The sequence below is a fragment of the Pseudoduganella flava genome, assembly GCF_007830495.1.
GTDB classification, from domain to species: domain Bacteria; phylum Pseudomonadota; class Gammaproteobacteria; order Burkholderiales; family Burkholderiaceae_D; genus Rugamonas; species Rugamonas flava.
Map to the genome: position 1 here is coordinate 153,344 of NZ_VLKW01000007.1, position 22,305 is coordinate 175,648.

At 68.1% G+C, this 22,305-nt stretch carries 22 protein-coding genes; 7 read left to right on the forward strand and 15 right to left on the reverse strand.

Annotation, left to right across the window (positions count from 1 at the left end; translation table 11 throughout):
* Window positions 1–2 precede the first annotated feature (2 nt).
* The 4 genes from IP92_RS18550 to IP92_RS18565 all read right to left on the reverse strand — a co-directional run bounded on the left by IP92_RS18550 (window position 3) and on the right by IP92_RS18565 (window position 4,233).
* Entirely contained in the window at window positions 3–830 is an 828-nt protein-coding gene (locus IP92_RS18550; RefSeq protein ID WP_145877758.1) for a hypothetical protein, read from the reverse strand.
* Between the two features lie 3 nt (window positions 831–833).
* Complete coding sequence (locus tag IP92_RS18555) at window positions 834–2,204, reverse strand: hypothetical protein (protein WP_145877760.1); 1,371 nt, start codon at window positions 2,202–2,204, stop codon at window positions 834–836.
* 159 nt (window positions 2,205–2,363) lie between these two features.
* On the reverse strand, window positions 2,364–3,107 hold the full coding sequence (locus tag IP92_RS18560; RefSeq protein WP_145877763.1) for a DUF3108 domain-containing protein: 744 nt from the start codon (window positions 3,105–3,107) through the stop codon (window positions 2,364–2,366).
* A gap of 16 nt (window positions 3,108–3,123) precedes the next feature.
* Complete coding sequence (locus tag IP92_RS18565; protein WP_145877765.1) at window positions 3,124–4,233, reverse strand: DUF3108 domain-containing protein; 1,110 nt, start codon at window positions 4,231–4,233, stop codon at window positions 3,124–3,126.
* Between the two features lie 152 nt (window positions 4,234–4,385).
* Between IP92_RS18565 and IP92_RS18570 the strand changes: the two genes are divergently transcribed.
* Entirely contained in the window at window positions 4,386–5,108 is a 723-nt protein-coding gene (locus tag IP92_RS18570; protein WP_145877767.1) for a PhaM family polyhydroxyalkanoate granule multifunctional regulatory protein, read from the forward strand.
* Between the two features lie 6 nt (window positions 5,109–5,114).
* Here the strand turns inward: IP92_RS18570 and IP92_RS18575 are convergent, their stop codons facing one another.
* The 4 genes from IP92_RS18575 to IP92_RS18590 form a co-directional block, all read right to left on the reverse strand.
* Window positions 5,115–6,857 (reverse strand): tetratricopeptide repeat-containing response regulator, encoded by a 1,743-nt coding sequence (locus IP92_RS18575; protein ID WP_145877769.1) that lies wholly within the window; start codon window positions 6,855–6,857, stop codon window positions 5,115–5,117.
* A gap of 10 nt (window positions 6,858–6,867) precedes the next feature.
* Complete coding sequence (locus IP92_RS18580) at window positions 6,868–7,629, reverse strand: sensor histidine kinase (protein ID WP_145878141.1); 762 nt, start codon at window positions 7,627–7,629, stop codon at window positions 6,868–6,870.
* A 93-nt stretch (window positions 7,630–7,722) separates the two neighbouring features.
* Window positions 7,723–9,381: an FAD-dependent 5-carboxymethylaminomethyl-2-thiouridine(34) oxidoreductase MnmC1 gene (gene mnmC1, locus IP92_RS18585; protein WP_229418849.1), complete on the reverse strand. Its 1,659-nt coding sequence runs from the start codon at window positions 9,379–9,381 to the stop codon at window positions 7,723–7,725.
* Window positions 9,374–9,955 (reverse strand): DNA-3-methyladenine glycosylase I, encoded by a 582-nt coding sequence (locus IP92_RS18590; protein WP_145877774.1) that lies wholly within the window; start codon window positions 9,953–9,955, stop codon window positions 9,374–9,376. Before IP92_RS18590 ends, mnmC1 begins: the two co-directional genes overlap by 8 nt.
* 154 nt (window positions 9,956–10,109) lie before the next feature.
* Here IP92_RS18590 and IP92_RS18595 point away from each other — a divergent pair, with 154 nt between their 5' ends.
* A complete protein-coding gene (locus IP92_RS18595) occupies window positions 10,110–10,583 on the forward strand; it encodes an OsmC family protein (RefSeq protein WP_145877775.1) in 474 nt (157 codons plus the stop codon).
* A 124-nt stretch (window positions 10,584–10,707) separates the two neighbouring features.
* Here the strand turns inward: IP92_RS18595 and IP92_RS18600 are convergent, their stop codons facing one another.
* The gene (locus tag IP92_RS18600; protein WP_145877777.1) at window positions 10,708–11,391 is read right to left on the reverse strand and encodes a DUF4142 domain-containing protein; all 684 of its coding nucleotides are present in this window, start codon (window positions 11,389–11,391) and stop codon (window positions 10,708–10,710) included.
* A gap of 204 nt (window positions 11,392–11,595) precedes the next feature.
* The gene (locus IP92_RS18605) at window positions 11,596–12,114 is read right to left on the reverse strand and encodes a winged helix-turn-helix transcriptional regulator (RefSeq protein WP_145877779.1); all 519 of its coding nucleotides are present in this window, start codon (window positions 12,112–12,114) and stop codon (window positions 11,596–11,598) included.
* Between the two features lie 260 nt (window positions 12,115–12,374).
* On the opposite strand from IP92_RS18605, the gene IP92_RS18610 reads away from it, so the two are divergent.
* From IP92_RS18610 to IP92_RS18625, 4 genes are all read left to right on the forward strand, one after another.
* Window positions 12,375–13,145, forward strand: a complete 771-nt coding sequence (locus tag IP92_RS18610; protein WP_145877782.1) for a response regulator transcription factor — start codon at window positions 12,375–12,377, stop codon at window positions 13,143–13,145.
* A 117-nt stretch (window positions 13,146–13,262) separates the two neighbouring features.
* The gene (locus IP92_RS18615; protein WP_145877784.1) at window positions 13,263–13,658 is read left to right on the forward strand and encodes a BlaI/MecI/CopY family transcriptional regulator; all 396 of its coding nucleotides are present in this window, start codon (window positions 13,263–13,265) and stop codon (window positions 13,656–13,658) included.
* The gene (locus tag IP92_RS18620) at window positions 13,655–14,935 is read left to right on the forward strand and encodes a M56 family metallopeptidase (protein WP_229418850.1); all 1,281 of its coding nucleotides are present in this window, start codon (window positions 13,655–13,657) and stop codon (window positions 14,933–14,935) included. Before IP92_RS18615 ends, IP92_RS18620 begins: the two co-directional genes overlap by 4 nt.
* Entirely contained in the window at window positions 14,935–15,678 is a 744-nt protein-coding gene (locus tag IP92_RS18625; protein WP_145877787.1) for an SIMPL domain-containing protein, read from the forward strand. Before IP92_RS18620 ends, IP92_RS18625 begins: the two co-directional genes overlap by 1 nt.
* A gap of 39 nt (window positions 15,679–15,717) precedes the next feature.
* Here the strand turns inward: IP92_RS18625 and pnuC are convergent, their stop codons facing one another.
* The 5 genes from pnuC to IP92_RS18650 form a co-directional block, all read right to left on the reverse strand.
* Window positions 15,718–16,278 (reverse strand): nicotinamide riboside transporter PnuC, encoded by a 561-nt coding sequence (gene pnuC, locus IP92_RS18630; protein WP_145877789.1) that lies wholly within the window; start codon window positions 16,276–16,278, stop codon window positions 15,718–15,720.
* 69 nt (window positions 16,279–16,347) lie between these two features.
* Window positions 16,348–17,835: a tetratricopeptide repeat protein gene (locus IP92_RS18635; protein WP_145877792.1), complete on the reverse strand. Its 1,488-nt coding sequence runs from the start codon at window positions 17,833–17,835 to the stop codon at window positions 16,348–16,350.
* A gap of 207 nt (window positions 17,836–18,042) precedes the next feature.
* Window positions 18,043–18,726 carry a 4-carboxy-4-hydroxy-2-oxoadipate aldolase/oxaloacetate decarboxylase gene (ligK, locus tag IP92_RS18640; protein ID WP_145878146.1) on the reverse strand — a complete coding sequence of 228 codons (684 nt, stop codon included), beginning with the start codon at window positions 18,724–18,726 and terminating at the stop codon, window positions 18,043–18,045.
* A gap of 16 nt (window positions 18,727–18,742) precedes the next feature.
* Window positions 18,743–19,768, reverse strand: coding sequence for an amidohydrolase family protein (locus IP92_RS18645; RefSeq protein WP_145878148.1), 1,026 nt, complete (start codon window positions 19,766–19,768; stop codon window positions 18,743–18,745).
* Between the two features lie 32 nt (window positions 19,769–19,800).
* Entirely contained in the window at window positions 19,801–20,892 is a 1,092-nt protein-coding gene (locus IP92_RS18650) for a 4-oxalomesaconate tautomerase (protein WP_145877794.1), read from the reverse strand.
* A 116-nt stretch (window positions 20,893–21,008) separates the two neighbouring features.
* Between IP92_RS18650 and IP92_RS18655 the strand changes: the two genes are divergently transcribed.
* The gene (locus IP92_RS18655) at window positions 21,009–22,214 is read left to right on the forward strand and encodes a LysR family transcriptional regulator (RefSeq protein ID WP_145877797.1); all 1,206 of its coding nucleotides are present in this window, start codon (window positions 21,009–21,011) and stop codon (window positions 22,212–22,214) included.
* Window positions 22,215–22,305: the final 91 nt, after the last annotated feature.

A 22,305-nucleotide genomic window follows, 5' to 3' on the forward strand; every position in this document is an offset into this window, starting at 1 on the left:
CGTCAGCTCCGGTTCTCGGTATCGTTGGCGGAAATGTCCGCCGAGGGGGAAGCCGATGCGGCGGCGTCGCGGATCGCGGCCGCCACTTCGTCGGCCTCCTCCACCGCCACGTCGGCGGCGACTTCGCTCACCGCCTCGTTGGCCATGTCGTTGGCAGTGTCGTTGGCAGCGGCGAGCACGGCGCGCGGAATGTGCACCACCTGCGCGGGCGCGCGCTTGAACACGTCGGCCAGCGCGCCGTTGATGATGCGTTCCTTCAGCAGGTCCGTATCCATCAGCAGGTCCAGCAGCGGGCCTTCGACGAGGATGTCGCCGCGGCGCTCGATGAAGCCCAGCTTCGACAGGATGCCGAGGTTCATGTCCATCCGGGTCTTCTTGCCCAGCTTGTCGCCGAAGTCGGCCAAGAGGGCCTTGTACGGGATGCCGATCGACGTATCCTCGGCACGCGGCACGGGCTTCTCGGTGCCGAACATGTCGTCCTGGTCGTCCTCCGCGTGCTGGTGCGTTTCCTGGCGCTCGCGCTTGGGCAGGATGATCAGTGCCCACAGCACGACGAGCAGCGCGACGCCGTCGCGGGCCAGGCCGAAGTTATTGTTCTGCCACGTGTCGCGCGCGCCGAACACCTTCGGCTCGATCGTGCGGGCCAGCGCCAGCGTGACGTGGTCGGCATACACATTGTCCAGCAGCTTCAGGCCGCAGGCGAGCAGGCGCGCGTCCACCTCCTGGCGGAACTGTTCGTCGGAGAGGGCGCGCTTGACCAGCTTGTCGTCGCGGCGCAGGGTCTGATGCGTCAACAGGCGCGCGATCAGGATCTGGGTATCGTCATTCATGGGTCAACTCGCGGCCTTGCCGTCGTCCTTCAGATTCAGTGAGAGATTTGCCAGCGACATCGCGGCGATTTCCATGTCGTCCAGCTGCACCATCGTGTCGGTGGGGGCGAACGTCAGCGGCAGGCGCGCCAGCTCGGCGGTCGCGCCTTGCAGGCTGGCCTCGCCCTCGTCGCCGAGCAGCGGCAAGAGCGACGCGCGGTACGACGCGACCGCGAAGCTGGCCGGCAGCAGCGCCTCGTGCACGGGCGTTTCGCGCGGCGATTCCTCGGCCACGCTGGGGAAGTTGTTCAAGGTGGCGAAGTCGGACAGGCGCGTGAGCCAGTCGTCCAGCTCCTTCTGCATCGCCGTCGTTTCGTTCATCGTCAGCGGCGCATCCTCGCCGGACGGCAGGCCGGCCATGGCGCTCGTCGGGCGCAAGGTCGTCAGCTCCGTCTCGGCCACATCGATCATCTCGGCCGGCGTGATGAACAGCGGCTTGACGGGTTGCTCGATCGCGTCCGCGGCGAGCGACGCCAGGTCCTCGTGCGCCAGCAGCCAGCGCTTGATGTCCGTCGTCGACAGGCCGGACTGGCCCAGGTGCACCCGCTGGCGCTCGATCTGGTTCAGCGCGCGCGAGAACATGCCCTGCATGTTCAGCAGCGCGCTTTGCGCCCGGCCGATCGCCTGCGCGGCGCGGTGCGTGGCCGCATCCGCGTTCTCGTCGCTGGTGATCGCGCGCAGGATCTCGGAACCCTTCTCGACCCAGTCGCAGGCCGTGTGCCATTTCGCCTGCGATTCGCGCAGCCGGAATTCGGAGCCGGACGCGATCGCGTCGCGGAACTCCTCGGTCAGGTCGACGAGGCGCCCCAGCAAGTGCTGCAGCTGCTCGGTGGTCACGCCGCCGACGGCTTGCGCGCCGGCGACCTGCGACAGCAGGAAGCCGACTTCGGCGCCGTCCTCTTCACGGCCCAGCGTCAGCAGGCCGTCGATCGCGGAGAGCACGTTGCGCGCCATCGGCGTCACGCGGTAGACGCCCTGCTGCGCATCCCACGCCAGCAGCTGGTTCGAGCGCAGGCGGTTCAGCACCGTCTCCAGGCTCTCCGGCAGCAGGTAGGCGAGGCGCGTATTGATGTCGGCGCGGGTGAACGCGGAGGTGGCCGCGTCGTTGGCCAGCTCGCGCAACACCAGCAGGCGCACCAGCACGCTTTCGAAACCGCCATGGAACAGCGCTGTGAACACCTGCAGCAGCGGCTGGGCGCGCTTCAGGTGGAACACCTGCTCGATCTCGTCGACGGAAACGTGCGGCTGGAAATGGGCCTGCAGCGAGTCCTGCTGTTCCTGTTCAGTGGGATTGTGGTCGACAGCGGCCGCTGTCGCTTGTGCGGTATGACTCATCGCGCTCCGTGGTTCTGGGCGGCCTGATGCAATGTTGTAAAGACTTGCGAACTCAGGCGGGGACGTGAGTATACCAGTTCAGCCGCGCAACCCGGCAGGATCGACGTTGCCGGTGTTGCCTGGAAAATGGGGACAGCCCCCATTTTCCGAGCAAGATGGCTATTTCTTTGCCACTTTTTCCAGCAGTTGCTCGAAGGAATCGCCATCATCCTCCGTGAACACGAGGCGTACTGGATACCATTCCAGTGAGGGCGCCAGCCACAGGTCCACTTGCTGGCCCTTGTCGCGCTGCGGCGGGGCCTTGCTGAAGTGGACGGCCTGGACGTCGCCCTGGGCCGTGCGCACGGTTTCCGTGCCGACGACCTTGAAGCTCCACGTGTCGGCGCTGCGCCGGCCCGCCACGTAGAACTTCCATTCGGAGCCGGGCGTGAACTTGTCGGGCGTGGCGCGGGCGACGGCGGCCAGCTGCCACGGCGCGCTGCTGCGGTCCTGTTCCCCGCCCTTCAGCGGCACCGACTTGTCGTTGTCGGCGAAGTCGATCGTCTTCGCGTCGCGCTTGAACGTCGTCGTGCCGGAGCCCTTGCGGATGCGCTTCTCGAAATACGTATCCGGCGCCAGGCCGTACGCGTCCACCGTGCCTTCGCTGCGGTTTTCCAGTACCTTGCCGAACATGGCGGAGCGGGCTTCCGTGACGAGCAGGTACTTGCCGCCGCTCTGCTGCCACGTGATGACGCCGGTGCCGGACAGCGGAATGCCATGGCTGTTGACCTTCACCGTGTACGTCAGCTCGGCCGACGGCGGCAGGTCGAATTTGCGCTTGACGCTGGGATGCTCTTCCTGCGCCACGGCGGCCGTGGTGACGGCGGCCAGCGCCACTGCCAGTAGATGGGGGATGCTTCTCATCGTGCTCTTCCTTCTCTCATGATGCGGGGCGCAGGATCTTCGTGACGGTTTGCGTCGTCACTGCCCCGTTGCCCTCGGTGTTCCTGATCTGTACCGGATACCAGTCCAGGCTCGGCGCCAGCCAGATGTCCAGCCGCGCGTTGTAGCTGCCCGGCCGCGGTGGCCGCGCGAGCCGCCACGTGACGAGCCGGCCCATCCTGGTTTCCAGCTCTTCCTCGCCGACGAGGACGAAGCGATACACGGTCGCGCCGCGGTCCTCGCCCACCTGAATGTCGATGTCGCTGCCGAACTGGTTGACGTCCGCCCGGCCGATCGCCGCCAGCTGGAACGGCACCGTGGCCTTGTCCTGCGCGCCGGCCATCAGCGGCACCGCGGCCGTGCTGGCCGAGAACGTGATGCGCTTGCCGTCGCGGTCGAAGTGCGTGGCCGTCATCGCGCGGTTGCGGCGCTTCTCCGTCGTCTTCACCGGCGCGATGCCCGCGTCGTCGATCGTGCCTTCGCTTGTCACGCTCAACAGGTCGACGCGCGCCACGAGCAGGCTGATGCCCACGTTCACGTTCACGCGGTACGTGCCGCCATCCGTCTGCCAGCGCATGTCGCCGCTGCCCGACCACTGCCGGCCGTCCGCGTCGGTGCGCTTCACGTCCATTTCAAAGCTGGCCGACGGCGGCGGGTTGACGCGGAAGCGCCGGCCGGCCGGCGCCTCGGCTGGCGATTGTACAGCGGGGGCTTGCGGCGCAGCGCCGGCTTGCGCGACGGGCGGCGGCGCCACGTCGACGGGGGCCGTCACGACGCTTGGGGCCGGCGGCGGCGCGGGCTCCGGCACCGGCTCGGGCAGGGCCTCGTCCGCCCCGGCGTCGATGACGACCTGGCGCGCCGCGGCCGGCCGTTCGGCACGCGGTTGCGGAGCTGGCCGCGGCACCGCCGGCGTGGCTGGCGGCGGTGCCCTGGCCGGCAGCGCCGGGCGCAATTGCGCGCTGACCTTCACGGGTTCGGTGTCGCGCGGCGGCGTGTCGAAGCCGATGCGCTCGCCCAGCCAGACTATCGTCGTGTAATGCAGCAGCGCCGTGGCCGCGCACAGCACCAGCACGCGGCGCCAGCGCGAAGGATGAGAAACGATCGTCATGGCCGCTAGTGTAACGGTTCCGCCGGGACGCCGCCGCGGCCGCCGGCCGCCCACTGCCGGAATGACAAGCTTTTTCGCCGGGAATGGCCGCGAATCTGCTACGCTAGGAAGCGCTGCTGCAGCCAGCCCCACGCAACCCTTTGGAGAACGCGATGAGCACACCGCAAATGCCCAATATTCCCGGCGCTGCCGTGATGACCGATACGCTGGACTTCGTCAAATCCCTGTGGGGCAGCATGGGCGTGCCCGGACTGGCATCGCCCACGCTGTCGCTCGATGAACTGGACAAGAAGATCAACGACCTGAAGGCCGTCGAATCGTGGCTGAACCTGAACACGGCGATGCTGCGCAGTAGCATCCAGGCGCTGGAAGTCCAGCGCGGCACGATTGCGACATTGAAGTCGATGGGCCAGTCGCTGGCCGAGACGATGCAGCAGAAGCCGCCGGGCCGGCCCGACAAGTCGTTCTTCGAGGCGAACAACCCTTACGCGGCGGCGTTCTTCCAGCACCTGGACCCGGCCAAGGGCCACGCCAGGGCGCCGGAACCGGCGGCAGCCAAGCCGGCACCGATGCCGGCCCCACCGGCGGCCGCGAGCCAGCCCGCACCTGCAGCCCCGAAGGCCGACGAAGGCCAGCCAAAGCCTGACCTCGCCGCCGCCGCCGCGGCGCAGATGGCCAATCCGGCCATCTGGTGGAACCTGCTGCAGGAGCAGTTCAAGCAAGCCGTCAGCACGGCGATGACGCCGGAAGCGAAGCCCGCCCCGGCGGCTGCACCAAACCCGGCTGGCGACAGCCAGGCGGACGAGGAAGCGAAGCCCGCCGCCGGCGCGGCCCGCAAGCCGCCGGCAAAGAAAGCGGCGCCGAAGAAGGAATAGCGGCCGTTATTCGCCGGCCGGCTGCGCTTCCTGCTGCGCCGGCGCGGCCGCGTCGCCCCCGATCTCCGCATCCAGTTCCTCGGGCGTCGCCGTGCGCCCCGGGACCAGCGCCTGCAGCTGCTCGACCAGCTGGGCGAAGCGCTGCTGCCCCGGCGCCAGCGCATCGACGTGCATCAGCACCTCGTTCGCCTCCATCATCAGCGCCTCGTCGTAGCCGTCCTGCTGCATGTGGCTGATCAGCATTTGCGCGGAGTTGAACAGGATGCGCATATTGTCCGGCAAGCGCTCGCGTGCCTCGCGCATCCACGCCACGGCTTCGCCCAGCCGCCCCGTCTTCCACAGCAGCACGCCCTGGTTCATCATCTCCGACGCTTCCTTGCGCGCGGCCGCGATGAAGTCCACGCCCTCCTCGCTCATGCGCGCCTTGTCGAAGATCTTCTGCACCTCGTCCACCAGCACCGGGTTGTCGTGGTTGTTGCGCACCACGTGGCACAGCAGCTCCACCGGCGCATCCTTGACACCGACGGCAAACAGCAACGTCGCCATCTCGATGCACGTGGCGGTCTGGGGCCGCTTGCGGTCCTTGCCCAGCATCGCCTCAAGTTCGTCGCCTGACTTGCGGGCGCGCCGGTAGTCGCCGCTCTCGTGGTAGACGAGGCCCTCGGTGATCTTCGCGCGCAGCACGACGGATTCGCCGGGGAAGTCGCGCTGGGCGGCCGCCAGCAGCCGCAGCGCCTCCTTCGTATCGCCCTTCTGACCGCACACGCGCGCCATGCCCAGGTAGGCATCGACGGTCTTCCTGATCGAATATTCGCCGATCGCGATGCACTTGCGGAACGCGTGTTCGGCCAGCTGCACATTGCCGATGCGGAGCGCGGCATTGCCCAGGTTGCGCTGGCGCGGCACGGAGTTCGGCGACAGCTTGGCCGCCTTCTCCAGCACGTCGCATGCGTCCTCGTGCCGACCCATCAACTCAAGCGAGCGGGCCAGCTGGTCATAGGCGTCGATATAAAAACGGTTCTCGGCGATCACGCCCTGGAACATCTGGCGCGCCGCCTCATGGTCGCCGTTGGCCATGCGGATCTTGCCCAGGCCCGTGCGCGCCCAGTTGTATTCGCGCTCCTCCAGCAGCCGCTCGTAGACGATGCGCGCCTTTTCCGTTTCGCCCGCCTTCAGCAGCAGCGTGGCCTTCATCCGCATCAGGTCGATCTCGTGCACCTTGTACTGGGCGATCTGCGCGTCGCACAGCTTGGCCGCGCGCAGGTAGTCCTTCTCGATGTAGGCCGCGTCGATCTCGCGGAAGATCTGCTTCTTGTGCCACACGCGGTTCAGGCGCGTCAGCAGCACGCCTTCCGTGATCGGCTTGATCACGTAGGCATCCGGCTGGTGCTCGGCCGCGCCCATCACCGATTCGACGCTCTTCTCGGCCGACACCATCAGCCACACGGACGACGGAATCATCAAATGGCGCACGCGCGCTTCCTCCAGCACCTGCTGGCCGTTCTTGCCCTCGCCCAGGTTGAAGTCGCACAGCACCACGTCGTAGTGCGTGCGCGCCAGCAGGGTCATCGCCTCGCCGCCGGACGACGCCTGGTCGATGTGGCGCGCGCCGATATTGCGCAGCGATTCGCGCAGCAGCTGGCGGATGCCGACGAAGTCGTCGACGATCAGGTATTTTTTCTCGCTCCAGTCGACGCCGGTGATCTCGGCACCGGGCGCGCCACTGGCGGTGATGTAGGTCGTCGTCATCGCGGCCGCGTCACGGAAGAACCAGCACGAAGCAGCCGCCGCCCAGCGGACCACCGTTCTCGAGCCGGATGCTGCCGGCGCGCTGGCGCCGCTTGTGCATCTTCGCCACTTCGCTGGCGAAGAACAGCCCCAGGCCGCTGCTGTTGGTGAGGAAGTTCACGCCCTGGCCGACGACGGCGCCCGCCTCGAGCATCGACGGCGGAAAGCCCATGCCGTTGTCCTCGACGCGGAACTCCAGCATGCCGTCGCGCTCCGCGATGACGAGGCGGATGCGGTCGCGCGTGTAGCGCACCGCGTTGTTGATCGCATGGGCCAGCACGCCGATGACGAGGTCCTCGTCCAGTGTCCACAGCAGGTCCGGCGGGAAGTCCGCCTCCAGCGTGATCTGCTTCGACACGAGCAGCACGCGCGCCTGGCTGGCCACCTGGTGCACCAGCTCGGACAGCGGCACCGTGTTCGGATCGAACGGATACGTGGGCTTGCCCACTTCCTTGTACAGCGCGAGCAGCTGCATCAGGTTGTCGGACAGCCGGCGGGTCTGGTACAGCATGTGCGCCAGTTGCGGGTACGACATGTCGTTCACCACCGGCTGGGCCGGTGGCTGCTGGCCCTGCGCATTGGCCTGCAGGTTCGCCTGCACAGCGGCCTGCGCGTTCGCTTGGTCCAGCAGGTTCTCCAGCGTGCCGCCCAGGACGCTGATCGAGTTCTTCATGTCGTGCACCGTGGAAGCCAGAAACACGAACAGCTCGGGCGAGCCGCCTTGATCTTCCATCATTACCCCGCTAAGTTTCAGGAGGGCAATTATATCGTGGAAGCCGCATGAAATCAGGCTTTCCGGCCCGCGCAGGCTGACGTATCAAGCCGTTTATGGCGCCGCAGCCACAGTTTTGCGACGTTCTTTCAACAGGAAGCGGGCCGGGTCCAGCGCGGCGGCCAAGGTGGCCTCGACGGGCGGCGGTTCGCCTTCGAGCTGACTAACCAGCAACTCGGCCGCCAGCGGCGCCCAGATCAGGCCGCGCGACGCATAGCCGAGCAGCCCATGCAGGCCAGGGTGGCGACCCACATCGCGCAGCCGCTCCGACTGTCCCGGCGCGCCGTAGTCGGGCAGCGCGCCCACCAATGGCAGGCGGTCCGGCGCCATCGTACGCAAGCCCACGCGGCCGGCCAGCGGCGGCGCGGCCGGCACCCGGTCGGCGCCGAGGATCTCGCGGGCCCGTTCCAGGTTTTCGTCCTGGCTGGCGGCGCGCAGCGCGCGGTCGGTGTCGCGGTCGTACGTGGCGCCGACGCACGCGATACCGTCGACCACCGGCGTCATATAGGCTTCGCGGCAGACGACCAGCGGCAGGTTGGTGAAATCCTGTGCCGCCAGGTGCGTGACCTGGCCGCGCATCGTGTACAGCGGCAGCGGCGCCGTCTGCGCCAGTTGCAGCGCGCCGGCACCGTTGGCGACGATCACGTGGGCACCTTCGGCCAGCACCGCACCTTCTCCTAGCACGCGCCACCGTTCGCCGTCGCGCTTCAGGGTCAGCGCCTCGGCATGGAACACCCGCGTCAGCCGCTCGCCACACGCAGCCAGCATCGCGCGGCACACGGACGCCGGGTTGGCCCAGCCGCCCTGCGGGAACAGCCACGCGCCGTGCGGTGTGCTGGAACCCAGCATGCCGGACGCCTGCCCGGCATCGAGCCAGCGCACGTACTCGTCCGGGTAGCCCCACGCATCGACGACGTCGCGCTGCAGCGCCCCGTGCTCGCCGTCGCGTGCCAATTGCAGCACGCCGCAACGATTGCCGAGGATGGGCGCGCTGCCGTCCGGCGCCAGGCCGCCCAGCGCGGCCCAGCGCCGCTGTGCGTACAGGTAGGCGGCGCGGGTCAGGCGCGTGGGGATATTGTCGTCGCGCGACAGCAGCGGCATGAAGATGCCGGCGCGGTTGCCGGATGCCTCCTGCGCAGGCTCCGGGTGGCGCTCGATCAGCGTCACCTGCCAGCCGCGCGCGCACAGCCGCTCGCAGGCGGCCGCACCGGCCACGCCGGCACCGATGACGACGGCACTGCGCACCGGCGGCGCGGGCCGTGGCGGCTGCGGCTTGCGGCTCGTGTAGCGCGCGTCCAAAGGATCCGTGACCGCGTCCCAAGAAAAGCCGGCGGCGCGCAGGTTGCGGCGCCATGCATCGTCGCCCGCGCAGGTAACGAGCCGCGCGCCCGGCACGGCAAGCCGCGCCAGGGCGCGCAGCGCGGCGAGCGGTGCCGGCACGTGGAACTCGTCCACGCGGGCGGACAGCTCGGGCAGCAGCGCGTCCGTCTCGCCCAGTACCACGTCCAGTGTCGTGCGGCCGCCATCCAGTTCGATGCGATGCAGGCCTGGCACCGCCACCGGCCAGCATGCGCGCAGGTCCGGCATGATGCCGGCAGCCGGTGGCAGCACCGGCATCACCACGATGTAGTGCAGCGTGCCGCCCTTGGCGCGCAGGGCGGCCAGGCGCGCGCCGCCGTCGAAGGCCAGGTCGAGGATCGTTCGGTCAGCCAAGGCGCGCGCACTCCCGCTGGCGGAAGCAGGCGGCATCGTGGTCGTTGACGATGCCCACGCCCTGCAGGTAGGCATAGACGATCGTCGAGCCGACGAACTTGAAGCCCCGCTTGGCCAGGTCCTTCGAGATGCGGTCGGACAGTTCCGTCTTCGCGGGCCGGTCGCCCGGCGCCCCAATGTGGTTGCACAGCGGCTTGCCGCCGACCCAGCCCCACAGGTAGCCGTCCAGCGTCTCGCCCTGCTCGCGCATGCGCAGGTACGCCTGGGCGTTCGAGATCGCCGCGGCCACCTTCAGGCGGTTGCGCACGATGCCGGGATTCGCCAGCAGCTCGGCCACCTTGTCCGGGCCGTAGGCGGCGATCTTCGCCGGGTCCCAGCCGTCGAACGCCGCGGCATAGCTGGCGCGCTTGTTCAGGATCGTCTCCCACGACAGGCCCGCCTGTGCCCCTTCCAGGTTCAGCATCTCGAACAGGCGGCGCTCGTCGTGGCAGGGCACGCCCCATTCCTCGTCGTGGTAGGCGATGTAGCGCGGATTGGCCGGATTGGCCCAGGAGCAGCGGACAGGATCGGACATGGCGGAGCGGTCGAAGGTTCGCGAGGTTGGTAAGGTTCGGCAGGTTCGCAGTATAGCGCCGGCCCGGCAAGGGCGGCGGCGAAGCGCCGGCCGCTGATGGCCATTGCCTTTTCTGCTACATTGTCCATCCCGATCGCCCCTGTTGGAGAACCTCATGCAATTCGAAGCACGACTGGAATGGCAGCGCAACGGCCAGAGCTTCCTCGACCAGAAATACAGCCGCGGCCACGAATGGATCTTCGACGGCGGCCTGCGCGTGCCGGCATCGTCGTCGCCGCTGTCGGTGCCGCTGCCGATGTCGGTGGCCGACAACGTCGACCCGGAGGAAGCGCTGGTTGCCGCTGCGGCCAGCTGCCACATGCTGTTCTTCCTGTCGATCGCGGCGCAGCGCGGGCACACGGTGGAGAGCTACGTCGACAACGCGGTGGGCCTGCTGGAGAAGGATGACAAAGGGCGCATGGCGATGACGAACATCACCTTGCGGCCGGAAATCGTGTTTGCCGGCGTGGCGTGGCCCAGCGAGGAAGAGATCGCGGCGATCCACCACGAGGCGCACGACAAGTGCTATATCGCGAACTCGTTGAAGACGGAGATCACGATCGAGCCGGCGATCGAGCCGGAGGGTTGAGCGGAAGGATTGATCAGGGCAGCCAGGGCGCCGCCGCGGTGACGGCGCAAAAAAAAGCAGGCGAGGCGCACATGCGCCAGGCCTGCCATGGAGCCGCGGACAGGGCAAGCCCTGCCCGTTCGCATCAGCGGGACGGGTTCTTCGTCTGGTTCGCCGGATTGTTCGGATTGTCCGTGTTGCCGCTCGACTGCTGCTCGGTGCTGATCTTGTCCTTCCCGGCAGGCATCGACGAGCCGCTCTTGCCGGTGGTGCCGGACGTCCCCATCGCGGTGCCGCTCTTCTCACCCTTCAGGTTCGCGGCCAGCTGGTCGACGTGACCCATGTGCTGGTCGATCGTCGGCTGCAGCTTGGCGGCCAGCGCCTTCACGTCGCTGTCCTTCGCGTTCGACTGCGTCTTGACGACCAGCGAATGCGCTTCCTTGTGGCTCTTCACGCCGGCCATTTCCAGGTAGGCCTTGTCGAACTTCTCGCCCGACATGGCTTGCAGCTTCTTCGCCATCGCCTTGTGCTTGGCGTCCGGCTCGCTCGGCAACGTCACGTTCTTCGCCTGCGCCACGGACTTCACTTCGTCCAGGCCCTTCGTGTGATCGTCCACCATCTGCTGGGCGAACGCCTTCACTTCCGCGTTCTGCGATTTCTCCAGCGCGATCTTGGCCGTTTCGACCTCGGCCATGTTGGCGATCGCCAGGTCCTTCAACGCTTTCTCGTCGGCTTTCGCCAGCGACTGCGCATAGGCCGAGCCCATGCCCATCAGGGCGGCCAGCAGCGGCACGCCCAGGTACCTCTTCCACATCCTTGCCTTGTTCATCTGATTCTCCCAGTGGGTTGTGTCAAGAAACGAGGCCGCTTCCAGGATCCTTATAACTATTCTCGAGTTGGAAATGCATTTTACGGCGGATGCCGGGCGGAGGGCCGCACACTAGGCGCGCTACGGACGGGGGTGTGGTGAAGCGGATGACGCTGGGAGCGCCAGGGGAAGCGCCGGCCGCATGGCAGCGGCCGGCGCGCCGGGCTAATTGGAACCCGGATGCTTGATGAACGGCACACGCTGGCTGGCTTCCCGCAGCCGCATGCGCATCACCTCCGGCGCGGCAGGGCCGGGGGCGAACATGTAATCCTCATCGCTGATCGCGCGGCCGCTGCGCTTGTCGACCAGGATCTGCTCGGCGGGCTGCCCCGTCTCGCGATTGACGACGAGCAGGCTGGCGCCTTCCGGTGCCAGGTGCTCATTCCCCCACGCAATAAATGCCAGCAGGACGGGCTTGAACGCCTTACCCTTTTCCGTGAGCAAATATTCATAACGCGGCGGTCGTGCGCTGTACTGCCGCTTTTCCATCAGCCCACCGGCCACGAGCCCCGCCAGGCGGCGAGTCAGCATGTTCGGGGCGATCTTCAGGCTCTTCTCGAACTCGTCGAAACGAGTCAGTCCATAAAACGCGTCGCGCAGGATGAGGATGCTCCACCATTCGCCAACCTTGCCGAGGCTGCGCGCGATCGGACAAGGCATCTGGCCAAAATCGGTATGCTTCATTATTCCTCCCACTATGCACAAATAAAAAACGAACAAGCGCAACAGGCGTTGTTTTACTCCGAAAAAGGGTCCAACAAACTATCGAATAATCACCGACGCTATAAAAGATGCGATTTTTCCCGCCTGACGCGGCAATATGTGACGCGACAGTGACGAAGGGATTTTGCAGAACGAGAAAAAACGATTGCGGGAGGCGGTCGAACATAAACTTTCTTTAATGCGGGATAATAAGGCGCGTGTCCGACTGCTGCCGTTCCACCATGTACCTGACCACCGATGCCACCGTGCGCGATATCCTGATCGTCGAAGACTCGGCGTTCGAGCAGCGCATGCTCGTCGACCTGCTCAGCGATATGCCGTACCGCGTCAGCGTGGCGGGGGACGGCGACGAAGGTTACCGCCTGGCCCAGGCCCGCCGCCCGGACCTGATCCTGCTCGACGTGCGCATGCCGGACATGGACGGCTACGCCTGCTGCCGCCTGCTGAAGGCCAATCCCGCCACCCGCGACATTCCCGTGATCTTCGTCAGTGGCACCGAATCCGTCGAGGACCGCGTCCTCGGCCTGTCGATCGGCGGCGTCGACTTCGTCAGCAAGCCGTTCACGCCGGCCGAGCTGGCCGCGCGCATCCACGTGCACCTGAACCTGATGCGGCGCCCCGCACCGCCGGCCACGGAGGATGCGCCGGCCGATCCGGACGCGGTCACGGTGCGCGCCGCGATGCGCCTGATCGGCGACAACCTGGCCGACCTGCCGCGGCTGTCCGAGATCGCGCGCGGCGTCGGCACCTACCGCGAGAAGCTCAGCGCGCTGTTCCGCGAGCAGACCGGCAAGACGGTGTTTGCCTTCATCCGCGAAGAACGGATCGCCCGCGGCATGCGGCTGCTGCGCGAAACGGACTTCGACGTGCAGCACATCGCCCGGCTCGTGGGGTTCCGCAGCGCGGCGAACTTCGCCACCGCGTTCCGATCGCGGACGGGGATGACGCCCAGCGCCTACCGCGGCGGCCCATCCGGCCTGCCGGATAACTAGACTCGCTTGTCTGTGAATAGCTGAGCACTCTGTGCTCACCACACTGATCGCTTGCAAAATTAAGTATACAAATCGGTCTACTTTGGCTATCTTGCTGAGAACGAACAGGAGAATGCGATGCCGAAGACCGACGACCTTCCCAAACCCACGCCCGCCGAACTGGAGCTGCTGCAGGCCCTGTGGCCGCTCGGCTCGGCCACCGCCCGCGACGTGCACGAGGCGTTGCGCACCAGCCGCCCGGACCTGGGCTATGGCGCCGTGCTGCGGCTGATGCAGGTCATGCATGGCAAGGGCCTGCTGATCCGCGACGACAGCCAGCGCTCCCACATCTACGCGCCCGCCCAGCCGCGCGAAGCGCTGCAAACGAGCCTGCTGAAGGACCTGCTGAACCGCGCGTTTGCCGGCTCCGCTAAGGCGCTCGTGCTGGCCGCGCTGAAGACGGGCATTTCGCGCAAGGAGCGCGAGGAGATCGAACGGCTGCTGAAGTCAGCCAAACCCGGGGACAAGGAATGAGCACGCCCGCACTGGTACAGGCATTGGGCCGCATCGTCGATGCGCTGGGATGGACGCTGGTGCACTTCCTGTGGCAAGGAGCGCTGGTGGCGGCGGCCACGGCGCTCGCGCTGGCCATGCTGCGCAACGCCCGGCCGCACACCCGCTACCTCGTCGCTTGCGGCGGCCTGCTGGCCAGCGTGCTGTGGCCGGCGCTGTCGCTCGCCCTGCGGCTGCATGGCAGCGCCGAGGTAAGCGGCACGGCCGGGCAACTGGCTGTGACGCTGAACGGCGCCGTCATGTCCGGCACGCTGCGGCAGTCGATGCCATGGGTGGTCGCGGCATGGGCGGCCGGCAGCGTGCTGCTTGCCGCGCGCGGTGCGCTGGGCCTGGCGTGGATCGCCCGCGCCGGCCGCGCGGGTACGCACGACCCGCGCTGGCAGGCATGCACGGACCGGCTGGCGCAGGCGATGGGCGTGGCACGCCATGTGCGGCTGCGCGTGGTCGACGGGTTGGACAGCCCCGTCACGGCGGGCTGCTGGCGCCCCATCTTGCTGGTGCCGGCCAGCCTGGTGTCCGGCATGCCGCCCGAGCTGCTGCGGGCGCTGCTGGCCCATGAGCTGGCGCACGTGCGGCGCCACGATTACCTGGTGAACCTGTTGCAGAACCTGGCCGAGATCCTGCTGTTCTACCACCCTGCCGTGTGGTGGATGTCGCGCCGCATCCGGATCGAACGCGAGCTGATCGCGGACGACATCGCCGCCGCGCATGCCGGCGGCGGGCGCCAGTTGGCGCTTGCCCTGTCCGAACTGGAAAAACGCCAGTTCGCCCACCACGAACCGGCCCTGGCGGCCGATGGAGGAGACTTGATGAACCGTATCGCCTGCTTGTTGAAAACGCCGCAGCAACCACGCTTGCCGGCCAGCGTATCCGCACTTCTCGCCGGCCTGCTGCCGGCCCTGGCCGCCGCCTGCGCTTTCGCCGCCGGCCTCGCGCATGCCAACGAACCGGCGCGGCAAGCCGACCAGCGCCCGTACATCGATTTCAACACGTGCGCCAAGCCCGTGTGGCCGGCCGCTTCGCTGGCCGCGAAGGAAACGGGCAAGGTCACGCTGGCATTCCTCGTCGATACGGACGGCCGCGTGGCCGACACGAAGGTGAAGAAGTCGAGCGGCCACCCGGCGCTGGACGAAGCGGCCGTCGAAGGCATCAGCAAGTGCATCTTCAAGCCGGGCGTGGCCGCCGGGCGGCCCGTGAAGTCCTGGGTCAACATGCAATACGTGTGGACGCTGGATTGATGCGCGCGGCCCTGCCGGCGATGCTGGCGCTGGCGTTGGCGCTGGCCGGCGGCGCGGCGGCGGCCGCCGACCTGCCGTCCCTGCCGTTCGTCTCCACCACCGGCAAGGCGCAGACGTGGATCGCGCCGGACATCGCGGTGCTGTATTTCGAAACGGGTGCCCAGCACGCCAGCGCCGAACAGGCCGGCGCGGAGCTCGGCGAGCTGTCCGGCGCCATCGCCGAACTGCTGGCCGCGCATGGCGTGGCGGATGCCGACATCGACGGTTCCGAGCTGGCCAAGAAAAAGGTCAACCTCTCGGTACCGGCACCGGACGGCAGCACGGCCGCCTACCTGATGACCCGCAGTTACCGGGTGCAGGTGCGCGACCTGGCGCACCTGCCGGACCTGGTGGCGGCGCTGCTGGCGCGCGACCACGTGGACAGCCTGACGGCCTCGTTCGACCGCACCGACAAGGACCGCATCGACCGCGAGCTGATGGAACAGGCAGCCGCCGACGCGCGCGCCAACGGCACCTTGCTGGCGCAGTCGTTCGGCGCCCAGCTGGGGCCCGCCGTCGCGATCTCGCGCGCGCCGCTGGACAAGCTCGCCCCCGCGCTGCTGGTACCGGCCGGCCCGGGCACCCCGGCACTGCCGCCGGCACAGCCGATCAAGGCCTACACGGTGCCGCCCGCTCTGCCGTTCGCGCAGGCGGTGACGGCGGTGTTCAGGTTGAAAGAGCCCGCCAGGGCGCGAACGCGCTGACCCTGGCGCGACATGGACGGGCGGCTCGCGGGAAGGCCGCTAGCCGCCCTGCTTCATCTGCCGCTGCCACCACCACCACGACACCACCGCATTGACCCAGTACGCCGCATACAGCGCCGCCGTCAGGTACAACCCGCGGCTCGCATACAGCGGCACGGAGATCGTGTTCACCAGCACCCACACGGGCCACGTCTCCACGCGCCGCCCCATCAGCAGGAATTGCGCGATCACGGAAAACGCCAGCACCGCCGAATCGATGAACGGCGCGTAGGCATCGGTGAACTCGCGCAGCATCAGGCCATAGGCCACCGTCGCGACGACGCCCACGGCCGCCAGCACGGCGATGGTCTTCACGCTGGCCGACGTGATCGGGCGCGGCTTGCCGCCGGCGCCGCGCAGCCATTGCACCCAACCGACCACGCAGGTCAGCACGAAGAACACCTGCAGCGCCACGTCCGCGTACAGCTGCACGCCGTAGAACAGCGATGCGAACAACGTGCAGCCGACGATGCCGGTCCACCACGAGTGGACGTTGTTACGCCCGGCGAGGACGATGGAGACGGTCATCACCGCATTGGCGGTTATTTCAAGTGGGGTCACGAAGGGCTTCCAGGCACACGCAAGAGCTGCTGATTGTCGTGCAACAAGGGCACGATTGCAATGCGCCAGTCACGCCCGCGCCAACAGCACCAGCAGCCCCGCGACATCGCCACCGCTGTCGCGGCGCAGCGTGCAGGGAGCCAGCTCGCGCAGCGCGAAGCCGTGCTCGCGGGCCAGCGCTTCCAGGTACGGCGCCGCATGCGCGTAGCGGCCGGACGGCCGGAGCGCGTACGTTCCCGCCTCCAGCGCCTCGACGGAAAACGCGAACAGTCCACCACCCCGCAGCGCTCCCCGCGCCGCGGCGAACAGCGGCGCCAGGTCGCCCAGGTACACCAGCACGTCGGCCGCGGCCAGCACGTCCCACTGGCGCCGATCATCGCCAAGGAAGCGCAGGATGTCGGCGCAGGCCAGTGCATCGTAGACGCCCACCGCACCGGCCCGTTCCAGCATCGCCGGCGACAGGTCCACGCCTTCCAGCCGGCGCGCAAAGGGGCGCAGCAGCGGCCCGCACAAGCCGGTGCCGCAGCCCAGGTCCAGCACGTCCTTGTCCGCCGCCGGCATGTGCCGCGCCAGCGCCTGCGCCAGCAATTGCGGCGTGCGGTAGGCCAGCTCGCCGACGAGGTGGCGGTCGAAGCGCGGCGCGTACTGGTCGAACAGCGCTGCCACATAGTCGGGTGGCGACGCATCCGGCGCCTTGCCGGCACCCAGCGCCGCTAGCAGATAATCAACGGTAGCGGAATCGGCGCCATCGTCCTTCGCCTGGCGATACGCGGCGATCGCCTCGTCATGCCGGCCCGCCGTGCGCAGCGCATTGGCCAAGCCAAGGCGGGCGCGCGCGGACGTGGGCCGCACGGCCAACGCATTGCGGTAGTCGTCGATGGCTGCGTCGAACTGGCCGTCGCGCAGCAGGATGCCGGCACGGCCGCACCAGGCGTCCACGTGGTCAGGCTGCAGCTGCAGCACGCGCACATACCCTTGCAGCGCTTCACTCGCTTCGCCCAGTGCGAGCAGCGACACGGCCGCGCCATGGATGGCGTCCACATAGCCGGAGCGGATCGCCAGCGCGGCGCCGAAGTCGTCCAGCGCCGCGTCGTGGCGCCCCTGCTGCTGCAGCGCCAGCGCGCGATGGCAAAGCGCTTCCGGGTAGCGCGGCGACAGTGCCAGCGCCCGCGTGTAACTGTCGATCGCGGCGTCCAGCCGGCCGAGGCGCCGCAGCGCGTTGCCGCGGTTGCACAGCGCCATCGGGTAATCCGGTTGCAGCCGCAGCGCATGCTCGTAGCTGGCCAGCGCATCGGCATCGCGGCCGGCGTCCTGCAGGGCGGCGCCGAAGTTGCAGTGGGCGATGGCGCGAGACGGGTCCAGCGCGATGGCGCGGCCGATCAGGTCGAGCGCCTGTGCCGCATCGCCGCGCTGGCGCGCCGATACGCCGGAAAGGTGCAGCGCATCGAAGTTGTCCGGGTCGTGTCGCAGCACCTGCGCGTACAGCGCTTCGGCTTGCGCGAATTCGCCTTGCTGGTGGTGCACCACGGCTTGCCGCAGGAGGGTGTCGATCGTCATGGGCCGTATTTAAACACAGCCGCTGTCGTCAAACGCTTGTCATATTCGGCGGGCACAATACGCCTGCTTCTGTGGAGAGGGGCACAACCTGGCGGCGCAAGCCGCCACTACCGGCGCCGGCGGTCGGGAAATATACCGGCACCAATTCCCTCCTTCCGGCCAGGCTGGCGCAATGCCGCCTGACCGGAAGGGCTGGCACCGCCAGCTTCAATCGATGTACTTCAGCCCCGCCGCGGCCAGCGGCTCGCGCATGTGGTACATGTCCAGCCCCAGCACGCCGGCAGCCAGCTTCGCACGCTTCTCGCCTTCCAGGTCCTCACGCTTCTGCGCGGCTGCCGCGACGCGGGCCGCGTCAAGCGCCGGCACGACGGCGACGCCATCCTCGTCGGCCACGATCACATCGCCCGGGTTGACGAGCGCGCCGGCGCAGATCACGGGGATGTTGACGGAACCGAGCGTGGACTTGATCGTGCCCTTCGCGCTGACGCACTTGCTCCACACGGGGAAGCCCATCTCGCGCAGGAACTTCACGTCGCGCACGCCTGCATCGATGACGAGAGCGCGCGCGCCCCTGGCCTGGAAGCTCGTCGCCAGCAGGTCGCCGAAATAGCCGTCCGTGCACTCGGCGGTGATCGCCGCGACGACGATGTCGCCGGGTTGGATCTGCTCGGCCACCACGTGCATCATCCAGTTGTCGCCCGGGTGCAGCAGCACGGTGACGGCCGTGCCGGTGGCCGCGGCGCCATGGAAGATCGGGCGCATGTACGGTTTCATCAGGCCCACGCGGCCCATCGCTTCGTGCACGGTGGCGCTGCCGAACGTCCCAAGTTGGGTCACGGCGGCGGCATCGGCGCGTTCAATGTTGCGCTTGACGATCCCCAATTGGTTGATCAGTGGGGTGGTCATCTCACAGTCCTTTGCGTTGCAGTTGCGCGTCCAGGCGCGGGAAGACGCGGCGGGCGTTGCCTTCGAAGATCGCGGCCCGGTCGGCATCCGTCAGGTTGGCGGCTTCGATGTAGCGCTTCGTGTCGTCGTAGTAGTTGCCCGTTTCCGGGTCGATGCCGCGCACGGCGCCGATCATCTCGGAAGCGAACAGCACGTTCTTCACGGGGATCACGCGCGTCAGCAGGTCGATGCCCGGCTGGTGGTAGACGCACGTATCGAAGAACACGTTGTTCAGCAGATGCTCCGCCAGCGGCGGCTTCTTCATCTCCTGCGCCAGGCCGCGGAACCGGCCCCAGTGATACGGCACGGCGCCGCCACCGTGCGGGATCAGGAACTTCAGCGTGGGGAAATCCTTGAACAGGTCGCTCGTCAGGCATTGCATGAACGCCGTCGTGTCCGCGTTCAGGTAATGCGCACCCGTCGTGTGGAAGCATGCGTTGCAGCTCGTGGACACGTGGATCATCGCCGGGATGTCGTACTCCACCATCTTTTCGTAGATCGGGTACCAGTGGCGATCGGACAGTGGCGGGGACGTCCAGTGGCCGCCGGACGGATCGGGATTCAGGTTGATGCCGACGAAGCCATATTCGTTGACGCACTTCTCCAGTTCTGGGATGCAGGTGGCAGGGTCGACGCCGGGCGACTGCGGCAGCATCGCCGCGCCGACGAAGCGGTCCGGGAACAGCTGCGCCACGCGGTGGCACAGCTCATTGCAGATCGCCGCCCACGTAGCGCTCGTCTCGAAGTTGCCGATGTGGTGGGCCATGAAGCTGGCGCGCGGAGAGAAGATCGTGATATCGGAACCGCGCTCGTTCATCAGCCGCAGCTGGTTGCTTTCGATCGACTCGCGCAGCTCGTCGTCGGAGATCTTCAGCTCGGCCACCTTCGGGCCCAGCTCCGGCGTGTTCAGGTTGGCGATCTGCCTGTTGCGCCATTCTTCCAGCGCTTTGGGCGCCGTCGTGTAATGACCATGGCAGTCGATGATCAGGGGCTTGTCCATCCTTGTGTTCCTCTCAGTATTCATTCCGGTATCAGTACTTCGCCGCGCATGATCGGGCGGGCGGTGCGCAGCAGGGCCGCGCGAGTGATCTGCTGTTCGTCTACTTCCAGCTCGACGGAGAATTCGCCCGTCGGGTGTTCCACCGACACGGACTTCGTGCGGCCGGGCGGGACGACGGCGATGCCCTGCGTGATGGAGCTCTCCAGCACGCACGCGGTGGCCACCGTGACGGCGGCCAGCACGCCGATCGATTCGTGGCAAACGTGCGGGATGAAGCAGCGCGTGGCCAATGCGCCGCCGTCGCGCGGCGCCGACACGACGCACATCTTCGGGTAGTTCCTGCTCCGCACGTCGCCCAGGCCCATCAGCGGGCCGCAGGCCAGCCGCAGCGCTTCGAGCTTGTCCTTCAGCGCCGTGTGCGCATTCAGCGCGGCCACGGTCTCGCTGCCGTCGATGCCGACATCGGCGGCGCGCACGAGCACCATCGGCATGCCGTTGTCGATCAGGGTCGCGTCGATGGCGCCAAAGCCCGGCACGTCCACGCGGTCCAGCGTGCGGCCGGTCGGCAGCAAGGACGGGCACACGGAGCCGGCCGTGTCGAGGAATGCGATCGAGACGGGGGCCGCGGTGCCCGGCACGCCGTCGATGCGCGTCGCGCCGCGGTATTGCAGGCGGCCGCCGGGCGTCGGCACCGTCACGTCGCACTGCATGCCCGTGTTCAGCGTGAGGATGCGCGCCGTCGTCGTGCCCTGCCCGATCGGCAGCAGGCCCCGTTCGAGCGCGAACGGCAGCACGGCGGCCAGCATGTTGCCGCAGTTGGGCGTCACGTCCACCGTGTCGTTGTGCGGCTGCAGCTGGGCAAACAGGAAGTCCAGGTCGACGCCGAGCGTGGTGCTGCGGCGGACGATGCCGGCCTTGCTCGTCAGCGGATGGGCGCCGCCCAGGCCGTCGATCTGGCGCGGATCGGGCGACCCCAGTGCGGCCAGCAGCAGCCGGTCACGCGCCGCCGTGTCGCCCGGCAGGTCGGTCTCGACGAAGAAGGGACCGCGTGACGTGCCGCCCCGCATCAGCATGCAGGGCACGGCGCGCAAGTCCGATTGTGCGTATTCCATGATTCGGCTGGCGTTGGTTGTCGATGCGGCCAGTATGGTTGCCGGCGCCTGCCGCGTGGTTGCGTTGTGGCCGGCGTTTTGTTCTAATTCGCTTATTGCCCTTCCTCCACGAGCCGATGTCCATCAGCCTGCGCCACCTGCACGCGTTTTCCGTCGTAGCCGCCACCGGCGGCATTCGCCGTTCGTCGGACGCGCTGTTCCGCGCCTCATCCGCCGTGGCCCGTTCCGTGTCGGCGCTGGAGGCGAGCCTCGGCGCGCTGCTGTTCGAGCGCAAGGGCCGCGGCATGCTGCTGACCGCGGCCGGCCGCCTGGCCCAGCTGCGCGCCGACCGCATCGAAGGGGAATTGCGCGACGTGCGCGACGATGCGCTGCGGCTGCGCGACCGCAACAGCGGCGCCAAGGTAGGCGGCATCGAGGCGCTGCTCAACGAACGCCGGCTGCAGGCCGCCGCGCTGCTGGCCGAGGTGCACCACATGCCGACGGTGGCGCACACGATGGGCACGTCGCAATCGGCCGTCAGCCAGGCGATCGCCCGGCTCGAAGACATGCTGGGCCAGCCGCTGTTCCTGCGCACCGCGCACGGCATGGTGCCCACCGACGCGGGCCGGCGCTGGATCGAGCGCTTCGAGCGCGTGCTGGCCGAGCTGCGCCACATCCCCGAGGACATCGCCGCGCTGGCCGGCGTCGTCGAAGGCGTCGTCACCGTCGGCGCGCTGCCGCTGGCCCGCTCGCAACTGCTGCCGCTGGCGATCGCCGCCGTGCTGCAGAAACACCCGAAACTGCGTATCCGCTCGCTGGAAAGCCCGTACGAGGAGCTGACGGCCGGCCTCCTGTCGGGCCGTGTCGATTTCCTCGTCGGCGCGCTGCGGGCCGGCGCCGGCGACGCGTTCGATACCCGCGTGCTGATCGAGGACCGGGTCGAGCTGATCGCTCGCCGGGGCCACCCGCTGGCCGGCAAGCGCAAGGTGCGGGCGGCCGACCTGGACGGCTACCCGTGGGTGCTGTCGCGCGCCGGCACGCCGCTGCGCGAATCGCTGGAGGCATTCTTCCGCGCGCGCGGCATGACGCCGCCGGTACCCGCCGTCGAGACGGGCGACCTGGCGCTGCTGCGCGGCCTGCTGGTCGAGAGCGACATGCTGACGGTGCTGTCGGCCCACCAGCTGCACTACGAAATCGCCACGGCGCAGCTGGCCGTGCTGCCCTACGACATGGCCGGACTCGAACGCCGCATCGGCATGATCACGCGGCGCGGCGCCCACCTTTCGCCCGGCGCGAATGCGCTGCTGGCCGAGATCGAGGCCGTGGCCGCGCGCTGGCGCTGAGCCGCGCCGGTACTCCGGGCTTACATTTCGTTACTCCTGTTTCCGCATGCCGATAAGCAGATTGCAACGCTGCGGCAGGCAAAAGCAATAC

What these genes read in the sequence shown, in the direction of transcription:
- IP92_RS18550 (WP_145877758.1), bottom strand. Translation starts at nt 830, where the DNA reads ATGAATGACGATACCCAGATCCTGATCGCGCGCCTGTTGACGCATCAG.
- IP92_RS18555 (WP_145877760.1), bottom strand. Translation starts at nt 2,204, where the DNA reads ATGAGTCATACCGCACAAGCGACAGCGGCCGCTGTCGACCACAATCCC.
- IP92_RS18560 (WP_145877763.1), bottom strand. Translation starts at nt 3,107, where the DNA reads ATGAGAAGCATCCCCCATCTACTGGCAGTGGCGCTGGCCGCCGTCACC.
- IP92_RS18565 (WP_145877765.1), bottom strand. Translation starts at nt 4,233, where the DNA reads ATGACGATCGTTTCTCATCCTTCGCGCTGGCGCCGCGTGCTGGTGCTG.
- IP92_RS18570 (WP_145877767.1), top strand. Translation starts at nt 4,386, where the DNA reads ATGAGCACACCGCAAATGCCCAATATTCCCGGCGCTGCCGTGATGACC.
- IP92_RS18575 (WP_145877769.1), bottom strand. Translation starts at nt 6,857, where the DNA reads ATGACGACGACCTACATCACCGCCAGTGGCGCGCCCGGTGCCGAGATC.
- IP92_RS18580 (WP_145878141.1), bottom strand. Translation starts at nt 7,629, where the DNA reads ATGGAAGATCAAGGCGGCTCGCCCGAGCTGTTCGTGTTTCTGGCTTCC.
- IP92_RS18590 (WP_145877774.1), bottom strand. Translation starts at nt 9,955, where the DNA reads ATGTCCGATCCTGTCCGCTGCTCCTGGGCCAATCCGGCCAATCCGCGC.
- IP92_RS18595 (WP_145877775.1), top strand. Translation starts at nt 10,110, where the DNA reads ATGCAATTCGAAGCACGACTGGAATGGCAGCGCAACGGCCAGAGCTTC.
- IP92_RS18600 (WP_145877777.1), bottom strand. Translation starts at nt 11,391, where the DNA reads ATGAACAAGGCAAGGATGTGGAAGAGGTACCTGGGCGTGCCGCTGCTG.
- IP92_RS18605 (WP_145877779.1), bottom strand. Translation starts at nt 12,114, where the DNA reads ATGAAGCATACCGATTTTGGCCAGATGCCTTGTCCGATCGCGCGCAGC.
- IP92_RS18610 (WP_145877782.1), top strand. Translation starts at nt 12,375, where the DNA reads ATGTACCTGACCACCGATGCCACCGTGCGCGATATCCTGATCGTCGAA.
- IP92_RS18615 (WP_145877784.1), top strand. Translation starts at nt 13,263, where the DNA reads ATGCCGAAGACCGACGACCTTCCCAAACCCACGCCCGCCGAACTGGAG.
- IP92_RS18620 (WP_229418850.1), top strand. Translation starts at nt 13,655, where the DNA reads ATGAGCACGCCCGCACTGGTACAGGCATTGGGCCGCATCGTCGATGCG.
- IP92_RS18625 (WP_145877787.1), top strand. Translation starts at nt 14,935, where the DNA reads ATGCGCGCGGCCCTGCCGGCGATGCTGGCGCTGGCGTTGGCGCTGGCC.
- IP92_RS18635 (WP_145877792.1), bottom strand. Translation starts at nt 17,835, where the DNA reads ATGACGATCGACACCCTCCTGCGGCAAGCCGTGGTGCACCACCAGCAA.
- IP92_RS18650 (WP_145877794.1), bottom strand. Translation starts at nt 20,892, where the DNA reads ATGGAATACGCACAATCGGACTTGCGCGCCGTGCCCTGCATGCTGATG.
- IP92_RS18655 (WP_145877797.1), top strand. Translation starts at nt 21,009, where the DNA reads ATGTCCATCAGCCTGCGCCACCTGCACGCGTTTTCCGTCGTAGCCGCC.